Origin of the sequence: Marinomonas sp. A3A (assembly GCF_018336955.1) — a bacterium.
Classification (GTDB): Bacteria; Pseudomonadota; Gammaproteobacteria; order Pseudomonadales; family Marinomonadaceae; genus Marinomonas; species Marinomonas lutimaris.
The window spans coordinates 3,011,615-3,035,525 of record NZ_CP025532.1; the positions used below are offsets into that span (position 1 = coordinate 3,011,615).

19 protein-coding genes are annotated in these 23,911 nt (G+C 42.3%); 12 read left to right on the plus strand and 7 right to left on the minus strand.

What is annotated here, in order from left to right:
* Nucleotides 1-6 precede the first annotated feature (6 nt).
* Entirely contained in the window at nucleotides 7-1,572 is a 1,566-nt protein-coding gene (gene lnt, locus CYL31_RS14045; RefSeq protein WP_249411591.1) for an apolipoprotein N-acyltransferase, read from the plus strand.
* Between the two features lie 82 nt (nucleotides 1,573-1,654).
* Here lnt and CYL31_RS14050 read toward each other — a convergent pair whose 3' ends face one another.
* Nucleotides 1,655-2,101 carry a hypothetical protein gene (locus CYL31_RS14050; RefSeq protein ID WP_212915826.1) on the minus strand — a complete coding sequence of 149 codons (447 nt, stop codon included), beginning with the start codon at nucleotides 2,099-2,101 and terminating at the stop codon, nucleotides 1,655-1,657.
* A 177-nt stretch (nucleotides 2,102-2,278) separates the two neighbouring features.
* Here CYL31_RS14050 and leuS point away from each other — a divergent pair, with 177 nt between their 5' ends.
* From leuS to dapA, 7 genes are all read left to right on the plus strand, one after another.
* Nucleotides 2,279-4,726 (plus strand): leucine--tRNA ligase, encoded by a 2,448-nt coding sequence (gene leuS / locus CYL31_RS14055; protein ID WP_212915827.1) that lies wholly within the window; start codon nucleotides 2,279-2,281, stop codon nucleotides 4,724-4,726.
* Between the two features lie 66 nt (nucleotides 4,727-4,792).
* Entirely contained in the window at nucleotides 4,793-5,308 is a 516-nt protein-coding gene (locus CYL31_RS14060; RefSeq protein ID WP_212915828.1) for an LPS-assembly lipoprotein LptE, read from the plus strand.
* A gap of 97 nt (nucleotides 5,309-5,405) precedes the next feature.
* Entirely contained in the window at nucleotides 5,406-6,437 is a 1,032-nt protein-coding gene (holA, locus tag CYL31_RS14065) for a DNA polymerase III subunit delta (protein WP_212915829.1), read from the plus strand.
* Between the two features lie 45 nt (nucleotides 6,438-6,482).
* The gene (locus tag CYL31_RS14070; RefSeq protein ID WP_212915830.1) at nucleotides 6,483-7,139 is read left to right on the plus strand and encodes a putative 2OG-Fe(II) oxygenase; all 657 of its coding nucleotides are present in this window, start codon (nucleotides 6,483-6,485) and stop codon (nucleotides 7,137-7,139) included.
* Between the two features lie 217 nt (nucleotides 7,140-7,356).
* A complete protein-coding gene (locus CYL31_RS14075; protein WP_212915831.1) occupies nucleotides 7,357-7,962 on the plus strand; it encodes a flavin reductase family protein in 606 nt (201 codons plus the stop codon).
* Nucleotides 7,963-7,992: 30 nt separating this feature from the next.
* Nucleotides 7,993-10,608, plus strand: coding sequence for a cyclic nucleotide-binding domain-containing protein (locus tag CYL31_RS14080; protein ID WP_212915832.1), 2,616 nt, complete (start codon nucleotides 7,993-7,995; stop codon nucleotides 10,606-10,608).
* Between the two features lie 428 nt (nucleotides 10,609-11,036).
* Nucleotides 11,037-11,909, plus strand: coding sequence for a 4-hydroxy-tetrahydrodipicolinate synthase (gene dapA / locus CYL31_RS14085; protein WP_212915833.1), 873 nt, complete (start codon nucleotides 11,037-11,039; stop codon nucleotides 11,907-11,909).
* A gap of 73 nt (nucleotides 11,910-11,982) precedes the next feature.
* On the opposite strand, the gene CYL31_RS14090 is transcribed toward dapA, so the two are convergent.
* On the minus strand, nucleotides 11,983-12,222 hold the full coding sequence (locus CYL31_RS14090) for a GlsB/YeaQ/YmgE family stress response membrane protein (protein ID WP_012070611.1): 240 nt from the start codon (nucleotides 12,220-12,222) through the stop codon (nucleotides 11,983-11,985).
* A gap of 236 nt (nucleotides 12,223-12,458) precedes the next feature.
* Between CYL31_RS14090 and CYL31_RS14095 the strand changes: the two genes are divergently transcribed.
* Nucleotides 12,459-13,142: a P-loop NTPase family protein gene (locus CYL31_RS14095; protein WP_012070612.1), complete on the plus strand. Its 684-nt coding sequence runs from the start codon at nucleotides 12,459-12,461 to the stop codon at nucleotides 13,140-13,142.
* A gap of 99 nt (nucleotides 13,143-13,241) precedes the next feature.
* On the opposite strand, the gene CYL31_RS14100 is transcribed toward CYL31_RS14095, so the two are convergent.
* Together CYL31_RS14100 and CYL31_RS14105 are read right to left on the minus strand one after the other, a co-directional pair.
* A complete protein-coding gene (locus CYL31_RS14100; RefSeq protein WP_072838115.1) occupies nucleotides 13,242-14,105 on the minus strand; it encodes an oxaloacetate decarboxylase in 864 nt (287 codons plus the stop codon).
* A 502-nt stretch (nucleotides 14,106-14,607) separates the two neighbouring features.
* Nucleotides 14,608-16,359, minus strand: coding sequence for a tannase/feruloyl esterase family alpha/beta hydrolase (locus CYL31_RS14105; protein WP_212915834.1), 1,752 nt, complete (start codon nucleotides 16,357-16,359; stop codon nucleotides 14,608-14,610).
* A gap of 358 nt (nucleotides 16,360-16,717) precedes the next feature.
* On the opposite strand from CYL31_RS14105, the gene CYL31_RS14110 reads away from it, so the two are divergent.
* The 3 genes from CYL31_RS14110 to CYL31_RS14120 all read left to right on the plus strand — a co-directional run bounded on the left by CYL31_RS14110 (nucleotide 16,718) and on the right by CYL31_RS14120 (nucleotide 20,163).
* Nucleotides 16,718-18,004, plus strand: coding sequence for a cation:proton antiporter (locus tag CYL31_RS14110; RefSeq protein ID WP_212915835.1), 1,287 nt, complete (start codon nucleotides 16,718-16,720; stop codon nucleotides 18,002-18,004).
* A gap of 225 nt (nucleotides 18,005-18,229) precedes the next feature.
* Entirely contained in the window at nucleotides 18,230-19,111 is an 882-nt protein-coding gene (locus CYL31_RS14115; protein ID WP_249411592.1) for an alpha/beta fold hydrolase, read from the plus strand.
* 140 nt (nucleotides 19,112-19,251) lie between these two features.
* The gene (locus tag CYL31_RS14120; RefSeq protein ID WP_212915836.1) at nucleotides 19,252-20,163 is read left to right on the plus strand and encodes a homocysteine S-methyltransferase family protein; all 912 of its coding nucleotides are present in this window, start codon (nucleotides 19,252-19,254) and stop codon (nucleotides 20,161-20,163) included.
* Between the two features lie 87 nt (nucleotides 20,164-20,250).
* Here CYL31_RS14120 and CYL31_RS14125 read toward each other — a convergent pair whose 3' ends face one another.
* Genes CYL31_RS14125 through CYL31_RS14135 form a run of 3 tightly spaced genes read right to left on the minus strand, consistent with a single transcriptional unit; the run spans nucleotide 20,251 to nucleotide 23,806 of the window.
* Nucleotides 20,251-20,847: a PqiC family protein gene (locus CYL31_RS14125; protein ID WP_249411594.1), complete on the minus strand. Its 597-nt coding sequence runs from the start codon at nucleotides 20,845-20,847 to the stop codon at nucleotides 20,251-20,253.
* Nucleotides 20,848-20,861: 14 nt separating this feature from the next.
* On the minus strand, nucleotides 20,862-22,508 hold the full coding sequence (gene pqiB, locus CYL31_RS14130) for an intermembrane transport protein PqiB (protein ID WP_212915837.1): 1,647 nt from the start codon (nucleotides 22,506-22,508) through the stop codon (nucleotides 20,862-20,864).
* Nucleotides 22,505-23,806, minus strand: a complete 1,302-nt coding sequence (locus CYL31_RS14135; RefSeq protein ID WP_249411596.1) for a paraquat-inducible protein A — start codon at nucleotides 23,804-23,806, stop codon at nucleotides 22,505-22,507. Before CYL31_RS14135 ends, pqiB begins: the two co-directional genes overlap by 4 nt.
* Nucleotides 23,807-23,911 lie beyond the last annotated feature (105 nt).

Sequence of the window (23,911 nt, forward strand, 5' to 3'; positions counted from 1 at the left end):
ATGACCATGCCTCACCCCGACTTAACCAATACCAAGACGGGGTGGGAGCCTCTCTTGGTAGCGAAAATCTCCAAACTTCCTCCCGCACTTATTGGCCTTATGGGTGTTATTGCTGGCGCCATAGGTGTAACAAGTTTTTCACCTTTTCATTTTTGGCCTGGCTATTTCGTTAGCCTAATAGTATTCAGCCTACTTATCTTAAGCAGCAAAACAGCAAAATCTGCCTGCTGGCGTGGAACTTCTGTCGCGTTAGGCTTTTTTGGTGCGGGCGTTTCTTGGGTCTATGTCAGCATTGCTGAATATGGGCAAGTAGGCATCATTATCGCTGCACTCATTACGTTCGCCTTTGTCGCAGTGCTATGCGTTTTTTGGGCATTTTCAGCATGGACATCATGGAAACTTATTCAGCGCATACCACAAATACCCGCAAGCCTATGGATCACTCTAGGTTTATTGCTTGGTGAGTTCGCCCGTAGTACGCTTTTTACTGGCTTTCCTTGGTTATTACCTGGCTACGCGATTGAAAACACCTGGCTATTTGAGCTTTTACCCATAGGAGGCATTTGGCTTACTAGTGCCAGTGTTGTATTAACCTCTAGCGTAATAGCTAGTGTGTTATTAAAACGAAGTAACCAGCTCATGCTAATTTCAACACTCATTATTGTCTGGTTAGGCTCCGCCTATTTAAGCTATTTCCCTATTTCATGGGTACAACAAACTGGCACACTAAAAACCACCTTGGTACAAGGCAATGTTAAACAAGACGAAAAATGGCTGGCTGAAACAGCGGCAAAATCTCTAGCTTATTATCAACAAACCACCATTGAGCATTTAGACAGTGAATTAGTTGTCTGGCCTGAAACGGCGATCACTTATTCATACCCAAGAATCAAACCCTATTTTGCAGGCTTCAGCAAAGAGCTGGCAGATACAAATACCACGCTCATCACCGGCATTCCCGATGTCAGCGAAGACAACAAAGATTACTACAATGCTATCTGGGCAACAGGAGATGGCTTTGGCCTTTATTACAAGCGCAGACTAGTTCCTTTTGGTGAATACATTCCGTTTTCAGAATATATAGGCCCAATTCTTGATGTATTCGGCATGCCTATGTCTAGCTTTAAACGCGGTGATGACAACCAGCCAGTCCTGCAAGTTGGCGAATGGGGTGTCGCGCCATTTATTTGCTATGAAATTGTCTATGCAGACCAAGTGAGGCGCTTGGTAAGAGACAGTGACTTTCTCATCACGATTAGTAACGACGGTTGGTTTGGCACTTCCTTTGGCCCTTGGCAACATCTGCAAATAGCACAATTTAGAGCTAAAGAGGCTGGTCGCTATGTCATTCGCGCCACCAATACAGGCATCACAGCATTTATTAATGAAAAAGGCGAAGTGGTCGCACAAGCACCACAGTTTGAAAGAACAACGCTAACCGCCGAAGCCAAAGCCTTTACTGGCATCACGCCATATGTACAGTGGGGGTATTGGCCAACCCTATTACTACTGGGACTTTGCCTAGTTTTCACCTATTTCAACGGGTTGATTCTAAAGCGCAAAAATCAATAGAGAATACACACATCGGTCGTAACGACATTTGAGAAAAGCTTCATTACGACCGATTCCGTGTTAATAAAAAACTAAAAACGCATTAAAGCGCTTTATTTTGCTGATGATCATGAGTAGACATCAAACCATAGTGACAGATCTCACATGGCGCTAACGCTTGCTTTGTCTCGATAACATTATCATGGCCACAAGACATACAATGATAGCTTCCAGGTTCAACCACTGCACCAACCACGTGGCATTCTTCTAGTGGCACAGGATTATTGTTGGCGTGATTAATCAGCCATAACAAAGCTGTGTCTTCTTTTTCATCAAGCTCTTCGACCAACTCATGACTTTCATCAAGCACATACTGCCAATTCGCATCGACCCAAGCTTCGGTATAACCCATTTTGTCATGCCAATAAGCCGTCATTAGAGCAACGTCTTCTAAGAACCAATCTTTTGCTCCAATCAATGTTTTACGCGCTTCTTCAACCAAATTGGAATCGATTGCGCTTTTTGACGAATCTTTTTTCATAGATTTCATAACTCCTCCTCTATGCACCTTCTAATTAGGGCTCCATCTCTATAAAATAACGGATATTTTCAAACTCTGCTGGCCATTGCACCATTACCTTGCGCTAAGTCGCTATAATGGCTCTCTTTTCATTAAAGAGAATACAGGTCTACCAACCTTACGTCGATCACGGGATAAGAATACATCATGCAAGAGCAATATAATCCGCAGCAAATCGAACAAGCTGCTCAATCTTTTTGGGACGAAAATAAAGTCTTCAAAGCCGTCGCTGATTCCAACAAAGAGAAGTTCTACTGTCTTTCGATGTTCCCTTACCCAAGTGGCCGCCTGCATATGGGCCACGTTCGTAACTACACAATCGGTGATGTAATTTCGCGCTACCAGCGCATGCAAGGCAAAAACGTCCTACAACCAATGGGTTGGGATGCTTTTGGTCTTCCTGCTGAAAACGCGGCTATCAAACACAAAACCGCACCAGCAAAATGGACCACAGAAAACATCGCTTACATGAAAGGCCAGCTTAAAGAGCTTGGTTTTGGATATGACTGGGATCGTGAGATTGCCACCTGTACGCCTGAGTACTACAAGTGGGAACAATGGTTCTTCACGCAATTGGTTGAAAAAGGCTTGGCGTACAAAAAAACCGCTGCCGTTAACTGGTGTCCTGAAGACCAAACAGTATTAGCTAATGAGCAAGTTGAAGATGGCTGCTGCTGGCGTTGTGGTACTAATGTAGAGAAAAAAGAAATCTCTCAATGGTTTATTCGCATCACAGATTACGCAGAAGAATTGTTAAACGATCTTGATCAATTAGATGGCTGGCCAGAAAAAGTAAAAGCCATGCAACGTAACTGGATTGGTCGTTCAGAAGGCCTAGAATTTAGCTTCGCGGTCGAAGGCAAAGATGAACGTCTGTCTGTTTACACAACACGTCCAGATACTATCATGGGTGTGACATATGTTGCGGTAGCAACTCAGCACCCTCTTTCTTTAGAAGCGTCTGCGCATAACGCAGATCTTGCGGCGTTTATCGAAGAAAGCAAAAAAATGTCAACAACTGAAGCGGATATGGCAACGGTTGAGAAAAAAGGCATGGATACTGGCTTCAAGGCCATTCACCCAATTACTGGGGAAGCTGTTCCTGTTTACGCCGCCAACTTCGTATTAATGGATTACGGTTCTGGCGCGGTTATGTCGGTTCCAGCTCACGATCAGCGCGACTTTGAATTCGCGAAAAAATACGACTTAGCAATCAAGCAAGTTGTTCAGCCTGCTGGCGACGAAATGATTAATCTAGAAAAAGCCGCTTTCACTGAAAAAGGCGTACTATGCAATTCTGGCGAATTCGACGGTTTAGCCTTCAAAGAAGCCTTCGATGCTATTGCAGCTTGGATGGTAGAACGTAACCTAGGCGAAGTAAAAGTAAACTATCGCCTACGCGATTGGGGCGTTAGCCGCCAGCGTTACTGGGGAACACCAATCCCTACTATCAACTTAAAAGACGGTTCGGTCGTTCCTGTTCCACAAGATCAACTACCTGTTGAACTGCCAACAGATGTGATCATGGACGGTGTTAATTCACCGATCAAAAACAATCCGAACTTCTCTTCCATTATGTTTAATGGCGAAGAAGCAGAGCGCGAAACAGATACCTTCGATACCTTCATGGAATCGTCTTGGTACTTTGCTCGCTACTGCTGCCCAGACTCTACCGATGCCATGCTGACAGAAGAAGCCAACTACTGGCTTCCTGTTGACCAATACGTTGGTGGTGTAGAGCACGCGATTCTTCATCTATTATACTCACGCTTCTTCCATAAGTTATTACGTGATGCAGGTCTTGTAAACTCTAATGAACCATTCAAACGTCTTTTGACGCAAGGCATGGTAAACAAAGACGGCACCAAGATGTCTAAGTCCAAAGGCAATACAGTTGACCCTCAAGAAATGATTGAGAAGTATGGTGCCGATACTGTTCGTTTATTCATGATGTTCAGTGCACCACCAGAGCAATCACTTGAATGGAACGACGCCGGTGTAGATGGTGCTTCGCGCTTCCTACGCCGTTTATGGGCTTTGTCTTACCGTCATACCAATGCGGGTAAAGTTGGCGAACTAAACATTGCCGAATTGAATGGTGCTCAAAAAGCGTTACGCCGCAAGACACATGAAACTATTCAGAAAGTATCAGACGATATCGAGCGTCGCCAAACTTTCAATACAGCTATTGCGGCCGTAATGGAACTTTGCAACGAAATCAGTAAGTTTGAAGATATGTCTGAATTGGGACTTGCTGTAGCACAAGAAGCGCTAGAAGCAGCAACCTTGTTATTGTCTCCAATCGTGCCTCACATTGCTCACCAATTATGGAGCGAGCTAGGCCATAGCGATAATATCGTTAATACACCATGGCCGACATTGGATGAAGATGCGTTAATAAAAGACGAGCTGACTATTGTTGTTCAAGTTCTTGGCAAGAAGCGTGCTGAATTGACCGTTTCCGCCAGTGCTGACAGCAAAACGATTGAAGCCGAAGCGCTTGCGCATCCAAGTGTTACCAAGTTCCTTGAAGGTAAAACAGTTCGAAAAGTTATTGTCGTTCCAGGTCGTTTGGTCAACATTGTTGCCAACTAAGCCAGGCACAATCAGGGATGGCTCAGCCATCCCTTTTTCCTTAACAACAAGACAGAGATCACGGATATGATAGCCACTCTTACACAAACAACTCGTCTACTTTTATTAGCATTACTGACCATGAGTATTGTCGCCTGTGGCTTCCAATTACGTGGCCAAGCTAATATGCCTGCAAAGCTTAAAAAGATAACACTGACATCCGAAAGTGGTTCTGATAGCTTTGATAGATCATTGCGCATCGCACTTACCAAAGCTGGCGTTGTGATTATTGATAAGGCCAATGCAAACAAAAACACTTTCAACTTAAAAATTAACCCCATCACAAAGGTTGATATTGAACTTGCTCGTGACATGGATAATGATCTATCACAATTACAACGTCGCTTAACCAGCCATTATTTTGTTCGCCAAGCAGATGGCAAATCTGTCTATGGTCCTCGAACCATTAGTACTACACAAACACTGACTAATCAAAATGCAGAAGAAAGCGCTAAAATCTCTTACAACCAAGCGCAAGAAGACAGCATGAATGAAGATCTAGCCAATCGATTAGTTTATGACTTAAGTTATGCCCCACTGTAATTGCACCACCTACCTCCTTTAGGGGTTATAAATGAGCATTTTTAGTTTGTTTTTAACAAAGTATTGGAGAGCATAGTAATAGTGCAAAGGTCTCAAAATGAAAGTCAGAGCTGATCAGTTACCAGCACAGTTAAAAAAAAGCATAGCGCCTATTTATATTATTTCTGGTGACGAAGTCTTATTGTGCCAAGAAGCGGCAGACAGCATTCGCAAGGCCGCCCAACAGCATAATATTGATGAGCGACTACGTTTCGTCGCCGATGCTCAGTTTGATTGGCAAGACGTCATTAATGAAAATCAAAGTTTGTCGTTGTTTTCTATGCGTAGAATGTTTGATATCCAAATAGATAAGATGGGCGAGAAGCATAGCAAAGCACTGGCTCAATTAGGCCAGTCGCTTAGCGAAGACAACATCATCTTGCTTACGCTACCTAAAATCGATGCTCGAACCCAAAAAGCTAAGTGGTTCACTCAGCTTGAGTCACAAGGTGTTTTTGTGCAAATCTGGCCGATAGACGCAAATCGCCTACCGGCATGGGTACAGCAAAGAGCGCAAGCACTCGATTTATCGCTGACTCGTGACGCTGCCAGCATGATTTGCGAACGCGGAGAAGGCAACCTCTTAGCGCTTTCCCAAGAATTAGAAAAGCTTGCTCTAGTACATGGGCAAGGCGTTCAAATTGATGCTGAAAAAGTTGCCGAATCTGTGGCTGACAGCAGTCGTTACTCTATTTACGACTTAAGCGATCGATTATTAATGGGCAAAACAAAAGACGCCATGCACTGTTTACATCAATTGTTAGGCGAAGGCGTCGAGTCCAGTATTATTCTCTGGCTGTTTAATCGCGAAATTCAAACCTTATCGAACCTACTACAAAGCATGCAATCCTCCAGCTTTAAGCAAGCCTGCCAAAGTGAAAAAATTTGGGACAAACGCGTGCCATTCTATGAAAGCGCTATGTCGCGACACAACAAAGTCACCCTGCCTTACATGCAAAACTACTTAGCCTTGATTGATAAAAGCATCAAGGGATTAGAAGGCCCAGACAGCGAAACAGGCTTTCGCAACCTAGTGATGATGTTTTGTGGCTACAAACCTGTTGTGACAGAACTAGACATTCCCGCATAACGAAAATACACCATTCGCTCAAACCTTTTTACAGGCATAACGTACATGACAAACTCCTCAATCATCGAAGAAATTAATGTTTGGACAACCCCCTTGTTTGTTACTCAAATGCCGGATCATGACTTCCTAAAAGAAGCGCTTTTAGCTGCTGTTTATCAACAAAAATCGACTCAAACCACAGCAATTGAAAGCCGAATTGCGCCAAAAGCAAAATACGCTTTGCACGAAAGCACTTTGGATTTTTTAGATCTCGCCGATGCAAATGTAATGGAAGCTAAGCGCGCGTTAGAAGAGTTGATTCTAGAGATTGCTGGATCAGTAAATCAAGCTTTTTGGCCAGAAGATATGGAGGCTGACGCCCATATTATCGAGTCTTGGTATCATGTAACGCAAAAAGGCGGCTACCATGACGCGCACTCTCACCCAAATTGCTCTTGGTGCGGCATTTACTATTTAGAACCTGGTGATGCCAATATCGAAGGCAATGGTGGCCTAAATCGCTTTTATGACCCAAGAGTCAACGCAGAACACTATGCGGATCCGGGTACTGCTTACCTTGGAGGTCATGGCGTTTGGGACTTTACCCCGACAGATGGCCAAGTGATCATTTTCCCATCTTATTTAAAGCACTCTGCTTTACCGTATTTTGGCGATAAAGATCGTGTGGTCATTGCTTTTAACGCCATCATTGAAGCCTACTAAACTAAAGACATAAAACACACCGAAAAATCACGAGCCTTCTGCCTTCTAATTTCTAGAATTCATAACCGATTGAGTTGGCTCGCCCCCCCCCCCCTGTTTCAACTATCCTGAACTCCGCTTTTTACAATAAATTTCATAAGTTTCCACTCAAAGATTCACAACGGATTGGTATTTGTAGTAATTTAACAAGTAATGTTTCATAAACACGGGGAAGTCTATGCGTTTTCAGTTTGATCAACTAAGCGGCAATCAGCGCTATCACCTGATCACACAAACTATCACACCGCGCCCCATTGCGTGGATCATGACAAAGAATGAAAACGAGACTTTTAATCTCGCCCCTTTTTCTTATTTTGCACCTATCTCTTCCGATCCAGCTCTCTTAATGGTTTCTATTGGTAACAAAACCACCGATGTCGCCAAAGATACAAAATTCAACCTACTGCGCGAAAAGGAATGTGTTTTGCATATTCCCAGTGGGGCTTTAGTGAGCGCGGTTAACGAAAGTTCGGCAACTTTATCCTATGGGGAATCGGAATTACCTAAAACAAGATTATCACTCACTGATTTCACAGAAACACTACCGCGAATTGCAGAAGCTAAAGTCGCTATTCACTGCAAACTGTTCGACATACATACATTAGGAAACGCATCATTCAATGCGGTGTATTTGGAAATACTCGACTTATACGTTGATGAAGACCTTGTAACCGAAGAAGAGTCTCGGATTTTCATCGATAATAAAAAACTGAACCCTCTTTCACGACTAGGTGGCGATGACTACGCACTTTTAGGTGAGACAGTGACGATCAAACGTCCCTAACTAGGGCAAGACAGATTTGAGGTACAAAAGATGGATATAACAAAACACATAAATACGTTTCCTTTCATGGTAGATGTTGATGCCGAATTAATGTCATCTCTAACCGATCTAGCCTGCATAAAAAACCTAAAAGCGGGAGACATTCTGGCTAAACAATTTGAAATTGGCCAAAACATCTATTTTCTCTTAGAAGGCGAAGTCGCCATTTCGGTTCCATTACAAGATACCGGCAAGTCTTATAACGTCGGCACAATCAGCAACTTTCTTTCTCCAATCGGCTGGTCAGCTTTCCGTCACCCTTCTCGTTATGCAACCACATTTACAGCGACTAAGTCTTCTAAACTACTCTATTGGCCGATTGTTGAATTGCAAAAAATTCTCGATGCCAATTTACTTTTCGCCAGTCAATTTCTGCAGTTTGTTTACCAAGAGTCTTTACCAGTTCTAACCAATGTACAAAACCAAACACGCCCATTTTTTTCCAATGAGTCGTTAGCTTTTGAAGAGACTCGTCCATTAATCGATTCTGAAACGCAAGTTCATGCACTGAAAGATGCCATTAGCCTTCTAAACTACGCGCCATTTTGTGAGACCTTTACGCAAGCTGAAATACACACATTAGCCAAAAAGTCGTCCATATTATTAGCCCATCAAGGTGACATATTAAGCCAACAAGACCAGCCTGCAGACGGCTTATACCTGCTAATCAAGGGGAAAGTTGTCATCAGCTACCAAACTGACTCAGGGGACATTATTACCACCCGAACGATTTCTCGCAAAGGAACCGTACTGGCTTGGGCCACTCAAAATAAAGAAATGAAGAATCGCACTTCAATCATTTCATCGAGAGACAGCAGCGTTTTGTTTATAAAGCGTGATGATTTGCTAGAGATTTTCAAAGACAGCCCTAAATTTTCAGTTAAATACTTATATCGACTCATTTGGCTGATTGGCGCGCATTTATTAGCTGCTAGAATGCGCTACCTTTCACAGATAGCAAACGATGAAGCATTAGCGGTCAGCAACGTAATAGACCAAAACGCGGCACTTTTACCAGTCAGTTCACCTCTATATAAAGTCAGTGAATTACTCAAAAGCGCCATCACAACCGACGAAGCATTCGGCGTACTCTATAAATGCCTACACTTTGGCAGTGTATTAGAGCGCACTATTTCCGGTATGTGCCTGGACATTTTGAAAGACTTACAGCGTGAAAATGCCTTTTATCGTCACTTGCAAAATGTCTATGACACAATCAATAGCTTACCTAAAGATACACCAGCTTTGGATGCTAGACGGTTAGGCACAGAACTATTTAAACAGGCTTTTCAGCAAGTTCCCTATGTCATTAAGGGCCTAGAAAACCTGCCAAAGAAAGCTGGTTCTCTGTTCATTTATAACCATTTACTGGGTTCTCCAACGAACCGCTTACCAAATGGTTTCCGCTTTTCTATGGACGCGCAATTTATTAGCGCCATGATCATCGACAAGCAATACGGTATTTCTGGTCAGCGCGTCGTACGACGCAGTAAAGAAAGTGAGTTCTGGCGCGATGACTTTTATGGCAAGTTTGGCAATATCTTTATCAATAGCTGGGAAGAGCTGACTAAAGATACACCAGAGCATGATGAATTTATCAAGCAGTCTCAGGAAACGCTACGTCAAAACTTTCCTTTAATGATTTCACCAGAAGGACAAAGCTTTAGCACACAACAATCTCCAGGTGCCTTGCTACCTCACGCCTTTGAATTAGCTGGCTCCATGGGAAGCGAAGAGCCTTGGATCGTTCCTATTGTAGTAGCGAACTTTGATAAACGCGCGGATCACAACCTTTATACTGTCATTATCAAGCCTGCGTTTAAACTATCCAGCAAAGTTGATTACAAAGATAAAAAAGCGTTGGTGCGATTCTTAGCTTCTTATCAGGAAGACTACAAAGGCTACGTTAACGAAGCCGTTGAGCTATCAAAAGAGATTCGCCAATACCCTATATTTAGCGGTAAAAACGGCTATCGCTCCAATGTAATGAGCTTGAATCAAATCGATGTGGAATTCGAATCGGATGTGCGAGAGCTAGAATTCCATCTAGCTTATCAAGAATACAAAGAGCAGCCTGTAGCGTTTTATGGCTCGTCTACTGTACGTTTATGGAATGATTTCGCCCATAATTTCCGTGACAAAGACGGCATAAATTTAGGCTTTAGCGGAGCAACATTAGAAGCTTGCGTATATTATTTTGAACGTATCATATTGCCACACAAACCACGCTCATTAGTTATTTATGCTGGCGACAATGATATTGGTAACCATTGTGACAGCAACAAGGTAGTTGATCTATACATTGAGCTACTACAAAAAATAGATCGCCATCTACCCGGTATTCCAGTCACTCTAATCAGCATTAAATGCAGCCCTGCACGATTGAAAGTACGCAAAATTATCGAGCAAACCAATAAACAATTGGTTCGTCTTGCCAAAACACGCCCTAACACTCAATACGTAGATTTGTTCTCTACCCTGCTCGACAAACATGGTGAGATAAAAGAAAACTTGTTTGATGGCGACAGACTGCACTTGAACCCAAAAGCGTATGAGCTTTGGACACAAAAGCTGCTTGAATCCGAGAGCTTTATTTTTCAAAAATAAACATCTTGATTCGCCCTCACCCAATAATTAGCTGCCTGATTATTGGGTGAGTGCTTTCAAGTACGCTAAAACGTAATCACAAAAACTGAGATATTATCGTTAGAGGTATCAAAAACGCACCAATCAAACATAACCAACTAGCTCATCGCGCTACTTCATCTTCCTAAATAAAAATCCTCCATCGTATTGACCTTTTTTAGAAAAAACGTCAGCATAGAAAAGCTAACTATACAAAACTTGATGAAAATTTTTATTACCCTATGAATAACAATATCTTAAATAAACGCAACGGCGATAAACGTAAGGCTAAGAAGCTTTGCGGCGCTGACGTGTGGAATTAAGATTTAAACAACTCCCCGGCAGCATTCTCGCTGACGGTCTATCTATCTTTTCAGCAGAATGCATACCGGCCTAAATGAGGCAAAAGTATGTTCTACGGCGCAATCACGGCACTAATCACTCCCTTTCGTAATGGCCAATTAGACGAAGACGCTTTGCGAAAAATCGTTCGCTGGCAAATAGATCAAGGTATCAACGGCCTAGTTCCTGTTGGTACAACTGGAGAATCCCCAACCTTAAGCGAACACGAGCATAAACGTGTTATCGAAATTACCGTACAAGAAACCAATAAGGCCGTGCCTGTGCTTGCTGGTGCTGGTTCTAATAACCCTGTTGAAGCGGTAAATTACTCTGAATACGCTTATCAAGCTGGCGCGGATGCAACCTTACATGTCGCTGGTTACTACAACCGTCCAAATCAAACGGGTTTGTACGAACATTTCAAATACGTACACGACAACAGCAAACTACCTATCATCCTTTACAACATCCCACCTCGCTCTGTTGTTGGCTTAGAAGTAGCGACAATGGCTCGCCTTGCAGAATTACCAAGAATAATTGGGGTAAAAGATGCAACAGGCGACTTGACGCGCCCTATTCGTGAACGCGCCTTAATTAACAAACCTTTCAATTTCTTAAGTGGCGACGATATCACCACGGTGGCTTATAACGTTGGTGGTGGTAATGGCTGTATTTCGGTTACGTCAAACGTAGCACCAAAACAAGTTGTGGAATTGCAACGTCTATGTCGCGAAGGAAAATACGTAGAAGCTGCACAATTGCAGGATAAATTATTTGCGCTACATAACGCGCTCTTTATTGAACCAAACCCAGCTGGGCCAAAATACGCCATGTCATTATTAGGACTTTGTACTGAAGAATGCCGTTTGCCTATGGTGCCACTACAGGACAGCACAAAAGCCACTATTCGACGTATCATGGAAGAGTTAGAGCTTATTTAAGTTTTATATTGGAAACATTTCCCATAAAAAAGCCCGCATCTAAGAGCGGGCTGATTTATTAAAAAGTCTAAAACTAGGATTTAGCGAGCCGTACAACATAAAGTAGGATAATAGCCCCCACAGTTGCCGTAACAAGAGAACCCAAGAAACTACCGGAATACAAACCAAGTAGTTGAAACGTAAATCCGCCGACAAAAGAACCAACAACGCCGATCACGATATTACCAATTAAACCAAAGCCGCCACCTTTTACTAACTGACCAGCTAACCAACCCGCCAAGGCACCAATAAACAAAAAAGCTAAGATCTCCATAAAATGATCCTTATATTATGTAATTTACAGTTATTCAGACTAGCACCTATTTGTTTAAGTACCTAGAAAAGCCGCCTAATACCCTATACTACTAACCCATTTATTCTTTTTTCTGTTATTTTGTCATGAAAGCGCCAAGCTTTTTCAAAAAATGTTGGTAGCATGTATTTCATACAAAAATATTTTCAGTAAGCCTTTAAAACATGGTCAAGTTAATCTTCAATGAGGGAATCTAGATGGGTAAGGTACATTTTGTAGGCGGTGAAAAAGGTGGCGTAGGGAAATCTATGACTGCTCGTGTCCTAGCGCAATTCTATATTGATAACGATCAACCGTTTTTAGGATTTGACTGTGATGCGTCGCACGGTACATTTTCACGTTTCTATAGTGAATTCGCTTCTCCTATTTTAATTGGTGAAGAAGACAGTTTAGATGGCATGTTAGCGGCCATTGAAGAATATCCAGATCGTGATTTAATTATTGACCTAGCAGCTCAAGCATCTCAGCCGTTGGGCAAATGGATTGAAGAAACCGATGTATTTGGTTTACTAGATGAAATGGGCTACCAAGTCTGTCTATGGCATGTCATGGACGATGGTGCTGATTCAGTGGCGCTACTAGATGATTTACTTGACCGCTACACTCAACCATCAGTTGATTTTGTAGTGGTACAAAACCTAGGTCGCGGTACTGACTTTTCTCGCTTTCAAAAATCTGACACTTTTAAGAAAGCCGTTAGCCGCGAAGCCTTAATCATTGAACTACCAAAATTACAAAGTAAGTTGACTCAAAAAATCGATTTTAATAACAGCAGTTTTTGGGCCGTTGCAAACGACAAAGGCATCATGAATATTGCAGAACGCCAGCGCATGAAGGTCTGGCTACGCAACACTTACGAGCAATTAGCTCAACTTGGCTAATTGCCATACTTTCAAGTAAAACAACACAAAAAAGCCAACATATGAAGTGACCCCATAATGTTGGCTTTTCTCATTTAGATATCTATTAGCAATCGAAGATTACTCTTGAACATCCATATATTTGTTCGCCCATACACGATTTTCTTCCAATGTAGAGTAACGAGTAGACAATTCAGATGCATCTAAAGTGCCTTCTGCAATACCACGCTGCTCGCGCAAACAATCGTATGTGGCTTTAATTGCTGCAAAATACGCTGCGTGGCCATTCACCACAATACGCACACCGTTCGCCGCTAAACGCTCACGGTCACGTAATTCTGGATTGTCATAAGCCACCAACATAATCGGAATAGAAATATGCTGGCTAATCTCTTCTAGATGAGCGAAGTCACGAATACCGACCATACAGATACCATCTACACCAACGGCTTGATAAGCTTTAACACGTGAAATGGTTTCTTCGGTCGTCAACTGGCCTGCGTTAGTACGAGCAATAATACTCATAATAGGGTCAATACGCGCTTCTAAAGCCGCTTTTAATTTACCAACCGCTTCTTCTACTGGAATCAAATCAGTAGATTTATGGCCATATTTTGCTGGCAGCAAGGTATCTTCAATCGTTAACGCTGCAACACCAGCACGCTCAAGTTCAACGATGGTACGCATCACATTCAATGCGTTACCGTAACCATGATCAGCATCAGCAATAATAGGTAAACGCGCAACACGACCGATTCGAGTCGCTTGTTCAGTAAACTCACTTAAAGTAATCAAAGCAAAATCTGGTGCAGCCAATACCTGTAAAGATGCAACAGAGCCACCTAAAATCCCTACTTCAAAGCCAAGATCTGCAGCGATACGAGCCGACATAGGATCAAATGTAGAAGCCGTGTAATAGCACTTGCCACTTGCTAATAATGCTCGAAAATCATTACGCAAATCATGCTGGGAAGGTGTTGCCATAAATATACTCCTAAAAGATGTCACTAAATTTCATAAAGAGACCTTTTCACAATGTCACGCACGAAGCCAAAACGAGGCAAAAATAAACGAGAAAGCGGACACTTACATGAATGTAAGTGATATGGCGTCGCAGGACGCAAAAGCCATACTCAATAGGGTATAAATGAGTAATTCGAGTTTGTTTTTTACTAAGTATTGACGAGCAAAGTAACCGCGCAAAGGTCTCACATAGTGTAAATGCCGCAGATTATACTCCCGTTACACCTTTGCTTCATCTGTAACAAACCGATTGGTTAGGTTTTGTAAGTAAATTACGGCCAAAAAAGCAAAAATACCTCAGGAAATGAAAGGGATTTACAAACTTTGAAAAAATCAGGGATGTTATTGTCATCCATTGATAACAGTACATGGCGCATTGAAGAGAGGCTTTAGATACAGAAAGGCTTGCCTATTTTCACAAGCAAGCCTTTCTGTATCTAAAAAGAATGGCATAGAAAACACTTTACATGCTTTGGGGAGCTTTACAGGCAAAACTTTGCGCTCTTTCTACATCGCCTTTGCCATCGTAAGTTGCCACACTAGGATAAGGACAAAGAGGTCGAGTACGATTAACACTCCAAGAAGCTGGCAACTCGTCATTTACGCCACCAGGATTTCCTTCGCCACGAGCCGTAGCAATTACCTGTTTAGGCTTCTGTCCTTTTTCTACCCAAGCGACTAACGGTGTTAACATATCAAATTGGTCTGTGGCTTGACCGCCACGACAATGCCCCATACCAGGAACAGGATAAAACTGAGCAAAATCGTTTGCATGACCGTTATTTTCAGCGTCTAACGCTTGATACCAAGCTTCAGTATCCTGCACAGAAAAAATCGCATCAGACACGCCATGGTACACCATAATTTTTCCTCCGTTATCACGTAAGGTGGACATGTTTTGTGGTGTAGGCGGCGCCATAAATGACATAGCAGACTCTTTATAAACGCCCGATACGGCATTCACTTTTGCCACTAGATCATCAATATTAGCTTTCCAAACAAAGTCAGCACCATCGAAATTGCGAATACTGTAATCTTTAAGTTCAACTGGTGGTGTATTAAAAATCATCGCTACCGCACCAGAGTCTCGCTCAATCGGTGCCGAATATTCCCACATCATCTGATCACTATTATTTATGCCTGCATCATAAGGGAAAGAGGAATAAAAACGCTTTCCATTGCTCGTAGTTACACCTTTAAAAATACTATCTACTGCATTTTTCTGCGGCTGAGTAAGGCAGCTACCGTCACGCTCAGCCTTACAGGTTGCGACATCGGTTTGAATACTAAAAGCCGTCTGACAAGACTTAAAATCTTGAATCATGTCATCTTTCACACCATCAAGGGCATCACATTTTGCTAATATTGCTTTAGACACAGTTGTACGCTCTGCCAAGGTAAAAGCCGTTTTCAAGTCCGTTTTATCTGTCCTAGGAATAGAGGCATAAACCTGAGCGCCAGCAATGCTTGCCACCGCCGCAAGAGGTAAACGATAACCTGGTGCACCAACTAAAAATCCGTCGTAGTCATTAGCGTATCGAGTCGCAGCTACCATCGCATGGCGACCACCATTGGAGCAGCCTGCAAAATAACTACGATCAGGACCTTTGCCATAGACTTGATGAATAACTGTTTTCGCCATTGGCGTTAACTTAGCAACAGCTTGATAACCATAATCAAGTCTCGCTTGTGGGTCATAAGCAAAGGTCGGAATACTCTTATCGTGACCAGCATCTGAGCTAATCACAGCAAAACCCTGTAATAGTGCACCAGTTAATGGACCACCGCCCATTGCGCCTTCAGCCGTTCTCACTGCGCCATCTAAACCACCATTTGCTTGATAAAGAAAACGTCCGTTCCACTTTTTAGGTAAGCGCATCTCAAAACCTATGGCATAAGACTTACCGTCGACATCGCCAATACGCTCATGCATTTTTCCTTTAACTAAACAATGCTCCTCAACATCACTGTTTCCTAACTTTAACGTCCCTTTCGCCACAGTTTCAACAGAATTTATTACTGTATTACTAGCCGTTAAAAGAGATGAAAGCCCTTCACAGCTCGTCGCAAGAACAGAGCTTTTTGCTTCACTTAACTGAGGAATAGACGAAGAATTCGCCGCACTTGTGATACCGCTGTAAGCAACAAAGCTACTAATAGCTACGGCAAGTAAACTGGGTTTGTATAAGTTTGATTTGTATAAAGACTGAGACATGCAAGCTTCCTTATTTTTCTTTTTATTAATTGTTTTGCTATTTAATTGTTCTCCATAACAACAGAATAGAAGAGATATACACAAAAGAAGAATAATTTTTTTGCTCGTACTATTCGAAAAATGCACAACCGAATTTGAGTTTCGTTGTAATTTTCCTACATAAGAAGCGAAATATCGTCCAAAAATGATGCTTTTTGAAATAAAATTTCCTGTTTTATAAAAAAACACCCACTTCAGGACTACTTTTTGTACAGCGAAACAGTGACAGAGGCAAATTCTAGGGATAACATACTGCCCCAGCATCCCCCATGCACCCTTTTATGACTCTCACTCTTACTGATAATGTTAAGGTTCTCGAATGAACGCTTGGTATCTCATCTGTTTTCTATCGGCACTAGCGGTTTTCATCGCTTTTACCAACCAATACATACTAAAAATGCAAACTACGATCGCCATTACTACAGGCTCTGTCGTAATTTCATTACTACTGATTCTTGCAGTAAAAATGCTTGGTGATGAAACCGCGGTTTTCATTACTCAGGTCGTTTCTGGCATAGACTTTAATCAGCTTCTACTAAAAGGCATGCTAGGCTTTTTGTTATTTGCTGGGGCTTTAGAAATCGACCTTGCAGCATTAAGAAGACAGCGTTGGGAAATCACCATTCTGGTATTATTTTCCACACTCGCTTCGACTTTTATAGTTGGCTATTTAAGTTACTACATATTTGCTCTTCTCAACTTCCCAATACCTTTTATCTACTGTTTACTATTCGGTGCTTTGATAAGCCCAACTGACCCGATTGCAGTATTGGCCATCATCAAACAAATGAATGCGCCACAAGGCATTTCGATTCAAGTAGAAGGTGAATCCTTGTTTAACGATGGCGTTGGTTTGGTTATTTTCACCACCATCTTTGCGGTCGCATTTTATGGTACTGAAGCCAACTTCCAAGACGTCGCTGAGCTATTTTTAGTCGACGCGATTGGTGGCATTGTATTTGGTCTTGTTATCGCTCTGGTTGGTCACTTTGTTATTATCAATTGCAAAGATATCAATACACGCCTGCTAGTTACTCTAACCATTCCTTCCGCTGGCTTTGCCTTGGCTAATATTTGGGAGATTTCCGGTGCACTTGCGATGGTGACAAGTGGCATTCTTCTTGGCAACATCACACGGGCAAAAGCGTCTAAGAAGAGCGGTCCAGATGGCACTCGCTACGTGAAAGATTTTTGGCATGCGACAGACAGCTTCTTAAACGCTCTGCTTTTCCTAATCATAGGTATGTTGATCGTTACCATGCCTTTAACCTGGGAAATAATAGGTGTAGGTTTAGTCATGGTGCCTGTTGTGCTACTGGCTCGTTTTATCAGTGTTGGCAGCCCATATTTGATTTTCAAACGCTACCGCGAGTACGATAAACACTCTGTAAAGATCTTGACTTGGGGTGGTTTGCGCGGTGGCTTGGCTCTTGCTATGGCCGCAGCGATTCCAACCAATAAAATGATGATTGAAGGGTTAGATTTACACGACATCATCGTCATTATTACTTATGTTGTGGTTATCTTCTCCATCATTGTACAAGGCCTAACTATTTCGCCTCTGATTCAGAAAAGCATTGAAGCAGCAAAAAACAAAGCGAAATAACGACAAGCTAATCCCTTTGATAAGAGCCTTTTATAGTGTAACTATCGAAAGACTCATTATTCGAACTTAAAACGCCAACAATTTTTGTTGGCGTTTTTGTTATTTCACTTTAATAAACCTTGCTATAGATCATTAAACGTATCACACAGGTATTATAAAATGGCGTTATACCTATGATAGAACACGTAGCTAACACAAAAGCTCCGATTAAGAAGAAGGGAAATCATGATGTTTAAGACACAGCACGGAAAGTACGAGTCCAATAACATTATGCAACGCAATAACGTCAATCTATCAGGCAAAGGTGAACAAACTATTATTTTAGCCCATGGCTTTGGTTGTAACCAAAATATGTGGCGCTTCATACTGCCTTTTCTTGAAAAAGAGTATCAAGTTCTACTGTTTGATTATGTTGGTAGTGGCAGCTCAGACTTCTCAGCGTATGAGGAAAATCGCTACCAGCACTTAGAAGGTTATGCGTTAGATATCATTGAAATATGCGACGCTTTAGAGCTAAGAGACACTATTTTTGTCGGTCATTCAGTAAGCAGCACGATTGGATGGCTTGCCGCCAAACAACGTCCTGATCTATTCTCTAAGATAATCGCTATTTGCCCCTCACCTTGTTTTTTAAACTTAGACGAAGATTACCAAGGTGGTTTTGAGAAACAAAACCTAGAAGAGCTTATTCAGTTGATGGATAAAGACTATATCGGCTGGGGCAACTACCTAGCGCCCATGGTGATGGGAAGCGACTTATCGCCTATTGGCCCAGGAATGTCGGAAAGTGACACATTAGTACATGAATTACTGAGCAGCTTTTGCGCTACCGATGTGACCTATTCCAAGCCCTTCGCTGAAGCAACTTTCTTTTCCGATTACCGATCTTTGTTACCTGAAATATCTCACCCATGCCTAATACTACAAAGCTCAAACGACGCTTTAGTTGCCGTTAGTGTGGGTGAATATACCCAGAGTAAGTTACAAAATGCCAAACTAGAAATAATAGAAGGCAATGGACATTGTTTGCATATGACTCACCCAATGCATGTTCTCAATTCTATTCAGGCTTTTTTAAAAGATGATGGCCACCCTTTGAGTGTTTAAAAATGGTACCTGAAACCCAAGAAGATACTCAAGCGCTATACAAAAGATCTATAGTTTCACGTGGATAATTTGCGTGACCATTGAATACTTTAAAAATCTGTCTAAAATCGCGCATACACCAAAACACTATAGGACATTATATGACTTCATTCACCATTCTTGATGGCGGCATGGGCCGAGAACTTGAACGCCGCGGCGCACCTTTTAAACAGCCAGAATGGTCTGCATTAGCCATGATGGAAGCGCCAAGCATTGTGAAGGAAGTACACCAGTCTTACATTGCAAACGGCTCTCGCGTCATCACTACAAATAGCTATGCCCTAGTACCTTTTCACATAGGTGAAGACGTCTTTAAAGAACAAGGCCGCGCACTTGCTACACTTTCAGGAAAAGTCGCTCGTGAGGCTGCTGATGAAAGCCAAACAGACACCAAAGTAGCAGGCTCTCTTGCTCCTTTGTTTGGTTCATACCGAGCGGATCTGTATCAAGCCAATCGGGTTGAAGAACTCGCAGTACCGCTAATTGAATCACTAAACCCATACGTGGATCTTTGGTTATCCGAAACACAAAGCTTAATTGACGAAGTCACTCGCGTAAAAGCCCTTGTCGATAAAATTGATACCGATCAAAAACCTTTCTGGGTCTCTTTTACGCTTGAAGATTCAGAGCCAACGACCGAACCTTTGCTACGTTCTGGCGAAACTGTTGTCGAAGCCATAAAAGCCATGCAAGCCATCGGCGTCAATGCCATTTTATTTAATTGCAGCCAGCCTGAAATTATCGGAGAAGCGATTCGAGTGACTCAAACAGTATTGTCTTCTTTGAACGCTAGCAGCATCCAAGTGGGAGCTTACGCCAATGCTTTTCCACCACAACCTAAAAATGCTACGGCAAATGATGGTTTAGATGAATTGCGCGCTGATCTAACACCACCAGCCTACCTAACTTGGGTTAAGCAATGGGTTGCAGACGGTGCAACCTTGATTGGCGGTTGTTGCGGAATTGGACCTGAACACATTGCCGCCATGAACGAGTTCAATAAAACGAACTAGAAAGTATCCTTAATTACACTAATAAAAAGGGACAACGAATCAATTCGCTGTCCCTTTTTATTACAATTTTTTGAATGACTTTTAGTTTTAAAACGAAAGCGCTATTTCTTTTGCCATCGGATCAATTACCTTATTAAACCAACTAGCAGACAGAGTTTGCACCATGGTTGAGTATCCATCCGATTTCAATTCACTTTTGACGTCAAAAGTGCTCGAAGCGGCCAACTCTCCCGTTGCTGAAATCACTTGCCAACGCCCAGAGATATGCACCATACCTTCCAAGTCAGCATAAAAGTCGTCCACTTCGATATTTAACAAAGCAATCGCATAAGAAGGCAACCGCTGCCCACCAAACCAGGTAATATTAGGCAAGGTTTTTTCCAATCGCTGCTGTGTTAAACGAGTCAACTGAGGAGACAAAGACTCTGCCCACAAGTTACTCTGCGATCGATGAACCTCCCCTTCTTTCGTCACTAGCACAATCTCGTTACCCGCCAGATAGTTAGCAACGACAATTGGCATAAGCTGAACCGCCATTTTTTTACTCGGCTGAGCTTGGACATTTTTCAGCCCTGTATCCATCAATAAATATTCATTGCTAGGTGGCGTTGGTGTAGCGCAACCCGCCATCATCCAACTTATCAAAGCAAGAAAAAACACACGCCCGTAAATCATCATATTCATTTTATTCCTTTGAGCTATTTCGCCGCTTTCGGCTCAACATCTGCTCGCGGTTTACTATCAAAAATTAAGGTGTTTGGGTTCTCTCTTAACTGTCTTAGTAAGGGCTGTAGTTCATTTAATGCACGTCCTAACGACACCATATTCTCTCTTAATGGGCGACCTATTTGACCATCTGCTTGATAGGTTTCCAGCGTTAAATTCAACTCATTAATGGTAGCGGCCAAATCAGCGGGAAGTTGCTGTGTTTCAGATTTATCCACGAGCTGTTTTACGCTTTTACTAAGCTCTTGCAATTGATGCAATGTCTCATTGGCCTGCCCCATAGTTTGACCTAGCTGCTCAAACGTACTGTTCAATGGTATCTGCGACAAATTATCCAAAATGGTAACCACTTTTGTTTCAATATTGCCAAAGGCATCAGGTGCCGTCGGAAATATTTTGTAACCCGCAAACTCTTTCAGCTTTATCGGTGGTGGATTCTTCATAAAATCAATATTAATGACTTTAGCGCCATTTAAATAGTTGCCTATTTTTAAAGAAGCCCGAACGCCTTTGTTTATTCGATCCTCAATTAATTCATTCCACTTCTGTAATGACATCGCACCGGAAGTATCTAAAGAATTCAATCGTTGCGGCTCAATTCGGGCACGCACAGGGATCAAAGGGGTATCAAGAGACGTCAAAGAATCCATTGGAATACCATTAAAAGGCACATCCAAAACGGTACCAATTCGTACTCCACGGAACTCAACGGCTGCACCAGGTGTTAGACCACTGATATTGCTCTCAAACAAAAAGACATAATTGATAAATTCACTGAACATGTTGTTGGCAGCACTTTCTTTAGAGCCATATAAACGAAATGCGGCCATATCTTTAACAGGATGTCCAGCTGTTCGCCCTGGGGGCAAACCAAAGGAAATACCACCTGCTAAAAATGTCTCCAATGAATCGAGACGAACTTCAAAACCACTAGCAGAACTCTTAAATGACAGACCAGGAGTCATCCAAAACTGTACATCACTGTTTATCAAAGCATCATAAGGCGAACGAATCACAACACGATAAGTAATAGCGCCTTTTTCTGTGTCAAAGCCGACTTTTTCAACATAACCGACTTCATAACCACGAAAATGCACCAAAGCACCAACGTCTAATTTAGAACCTTCTGTGCTGGATAAAACAAGGCGGACGCCTTCATTTTCAGTAGAAAGTGGAGGCTGGCTTAGGAGTGTGAAATCCGTTTTTAGATGTCCTTTTACACCTGGCGTCATATCAATATAGGCACCGGACAATAGAGTTCCAAGCCCACTAACTCCCTCTTTGCCAATTCGAGGCTTGACCACCCAAAACCTTGCGTCATCACGTAACATCTGTTCTGTGCCGTGATTCATACGAACTTTGATAATCGCGTTTTCATAGTCTTCACTCAAACGGATATCAATTACTCTGCCCACATCTACGTTGCGAGATTTAAGTTTTGTCTTACCAATTTCTAATCCTTCCGCATTAGAAGCCAATAAAGTAATGACTGGACCTTGGCTTGACCAATTTTGATAGAGCATCCAACCGGCAACCAAAAGCGCAATTAAAGGCACGAGCCAGATAGAATTAAATCGGACTTGTCGCATACTTTCCACTTGCTTGTTCGGGTCACTCACTCTTTTCTCCTTGCTAAAGAAGAGGCACTAAGTGCGTCGTCTTTATCCCATAATAATCTTGGATCAAATGTCATTGCCGCCAACATAGTTAAAACAATAACGGCCGTAAAAGACAACACCGCAGGGCCTGGCAAAATAGACATGAAATTTCCCATTTGAACTAAACTGGTCAAAATAGCCACCACAAATACATCGATCATCGACCAACGTCCTACCAATTCAGTAATACGATACAGCTTCATTTTCTGCTCTGTTTGCTTACCACTTGGGGAATAGCTTTGCCAACATAACCAGCTTAATGCGAATACTTTAGCGAGAGGAATCACAACACTCGCAAACAATATGATCAAGGCAACAGGATAAGATCCTAACGACCAAAGTAATAACACGCCTCCCATAATAGTCGAGGGCTCAGTACTACCCAAAAATGTGGTTTGCATGATCGGAAAGACATTCGCGGGTATATACATCACTAAAGAAGCAATCAACAAAGCAACTGTCATGCTGATACTTTTCGGCCGGCGGCTATCAACAGAATGACCACAACGGTCACAGTGCTTCGCATCGCCAAGCAAAGTAGCACCGCAAAAATGGCAACCAATTAACCCTTGCTGCTTAGCTGTCGCGTTCATCACAGAATGATCGGCCGACTTACCTGCTACTCGATTCCAAAACCAGCGTTTATCGACCAAAATAACGGTTTTTGACAACAGTAATACATAACCGCAAAATGCCCAAAAAGACAGTTCTAATGAAATATCAGCTAAGCTGCTCATCTTAACCAATGCCACCAAGACGCCAACTAAGAAAACATCCACCATCAACCAAGGCTGAATAACCACAATCCAACGAATACAATAACGCTGGGCAGAACGCAGTACATCTTTATGTTGAAAAGACCAGACTAGAAATAAAACCGAAAACAAATAAACAAGTGGAAAAACAAATAAAGCCAAGCTAATAATAATGCCCAGCACAAGATAACCATGACTGAGTAAAACACTCAGCGTATTAAACAAAGTTACGCCACGCTCAATACCGTTGGTCGAAAAGCCAAGAAAAGGAAAACTCATCGCCAGCGCCAGCATCAGTAAGGCTGACAAACCTGCGCCCATAATTCTTGCTGAAGCATGTTTATGAACGCTGACCAAAACGTGATCACAATGTTGGCATCGAAAACGTTCACCACTTTGTAGTGGCGGAATACTGTTAACAAAATCGCACTCTTCACAAGTCGTTATATTCTCGTGAAACACGTAATGACTCATATCAAAACCACGACTTAATAAAAACCCCAATAAATACGCCCAAAAAACCATCAAACAAGAGAAACTGTCTTACAAGAAAACCTATCTAACACGAGGACACAGACAAGAATCAAGCTATCTAAGATATGCCATTAA

Bases quoted from the DNA above. Each gene is read 5' to 3' on its own strand.
- lnt (WP_249411591.1), top strand. From the start codon at position 7: ATGCCTCACCCCGACTTAACCAATACCAAGACGGGGTGGGAGCCTCTC.
- CYL31_RS14050 (WP_212915826.1), bottom strand. From the start codon at position 2,101: ATGAAATCTATGAAAAAAGATTCGTCAAAAAGCGCAATCGATTCCAAT.
- leuS (WP_212915827.1), top strand. From the start codon at position 2,279: ATGCAAGAGCAATATAATCCGCAGCAAATCGAACAAGCTGCTCAATCT.
- CYL31_RS14060 (WP_212915828.1), top strand. From the start codon at position 4,793: ATGATAGCCACTCTTACACAAACAACTCGTCTACTTTTATTAGCATTA.
- holA (WP_212915829.1), top strand. From the start codon at position 5,406: ATGAAAGTCAGAGCTGATCAGTTACCAGCACAGTTAAAAAAAAGCATA.
- CYL31_RS14070 (WP_212915830.1), top strand. From the start codon at position 6,483: ATGACAAACTCCTCAATCATCGAAGAAATTAATGTTTGGACAACCCCC.
- CYL31_RS14075 (WP_212915831.1), top strand. From the start codon at position 7,357: ATGCGTTTTCAGTTTGATCAACTAAGCGGCAATCAGCGCTATCACCTG.
- CYL31_RS14080 (WP_212915832.1), top strand. From the start codon at position 7,993: ATGGATATAACAAAACACATAAATACGTTTCCTTTCATGGTAGATGTT.
- dapA (WP_212915833.1), top strand. From the start codon at position 11,037: ATGTTCTACGGCGCAATCACGGCACTAATCACTCCCTTTCGTAATGGC.
- CYL31_RS14090 (WP_012070611.1), bottom strand. From the start codon at position 12,222: ATGGAGATCTTAGCTTTTTTGTTTATTGGTGCCTTGGCGGGTTGGTTA.
- CYL31_RS14095 (WP_012070612.1), top strand. From the start codon at position 12,459: ATGGGTAAGGTACATTTTGTAGGCGGTGAAAAAGGTGGCGTAGGGAAA.
- CYL31_RS14100 (WP_072838115.1), bottom strand. From the start codon at position 14,105: ATGGCAACACCTTCCCAGCATGATTTGCGTAATGATTTTCGAGCATTA.
- CYL31_RS14105 (WP_212915834.1), bottom strand. From the start codon at position 16,359: ATGTCTCAGTCTTTATACAAATCAAACTTATACAAACCCAGTTTACTT.
- CYL31_RS14110 (WP_212915835.1), top strand. From the start codon at position 16,718: ATGAACGCTTGGTATCTCATCTGTTTTCTATCGGCACTAGCGGTTTTC.
- CYL31_RS14115 (WP_249411592.1), top strand. From the start codon at position 18,230: ATGATGTTTAAGACACAGCACGGAAAGTACGAGTCCAATAACATTATG.
- CYL31_RS14120 (WP_212915836.1), top strand. From the start codon at position 19,252: ATGACTTCATTCACCATTCTTGATGGCGGCATGGGCCGAGAACTTGAA.
- CYL31_RS14125 (WP_249411594.1), bottom strand. From the start codon at position 20,847: ATGAATATGATGATTTACGGGCGTGTGTTTTTTCTTGCTTTGATAAGT.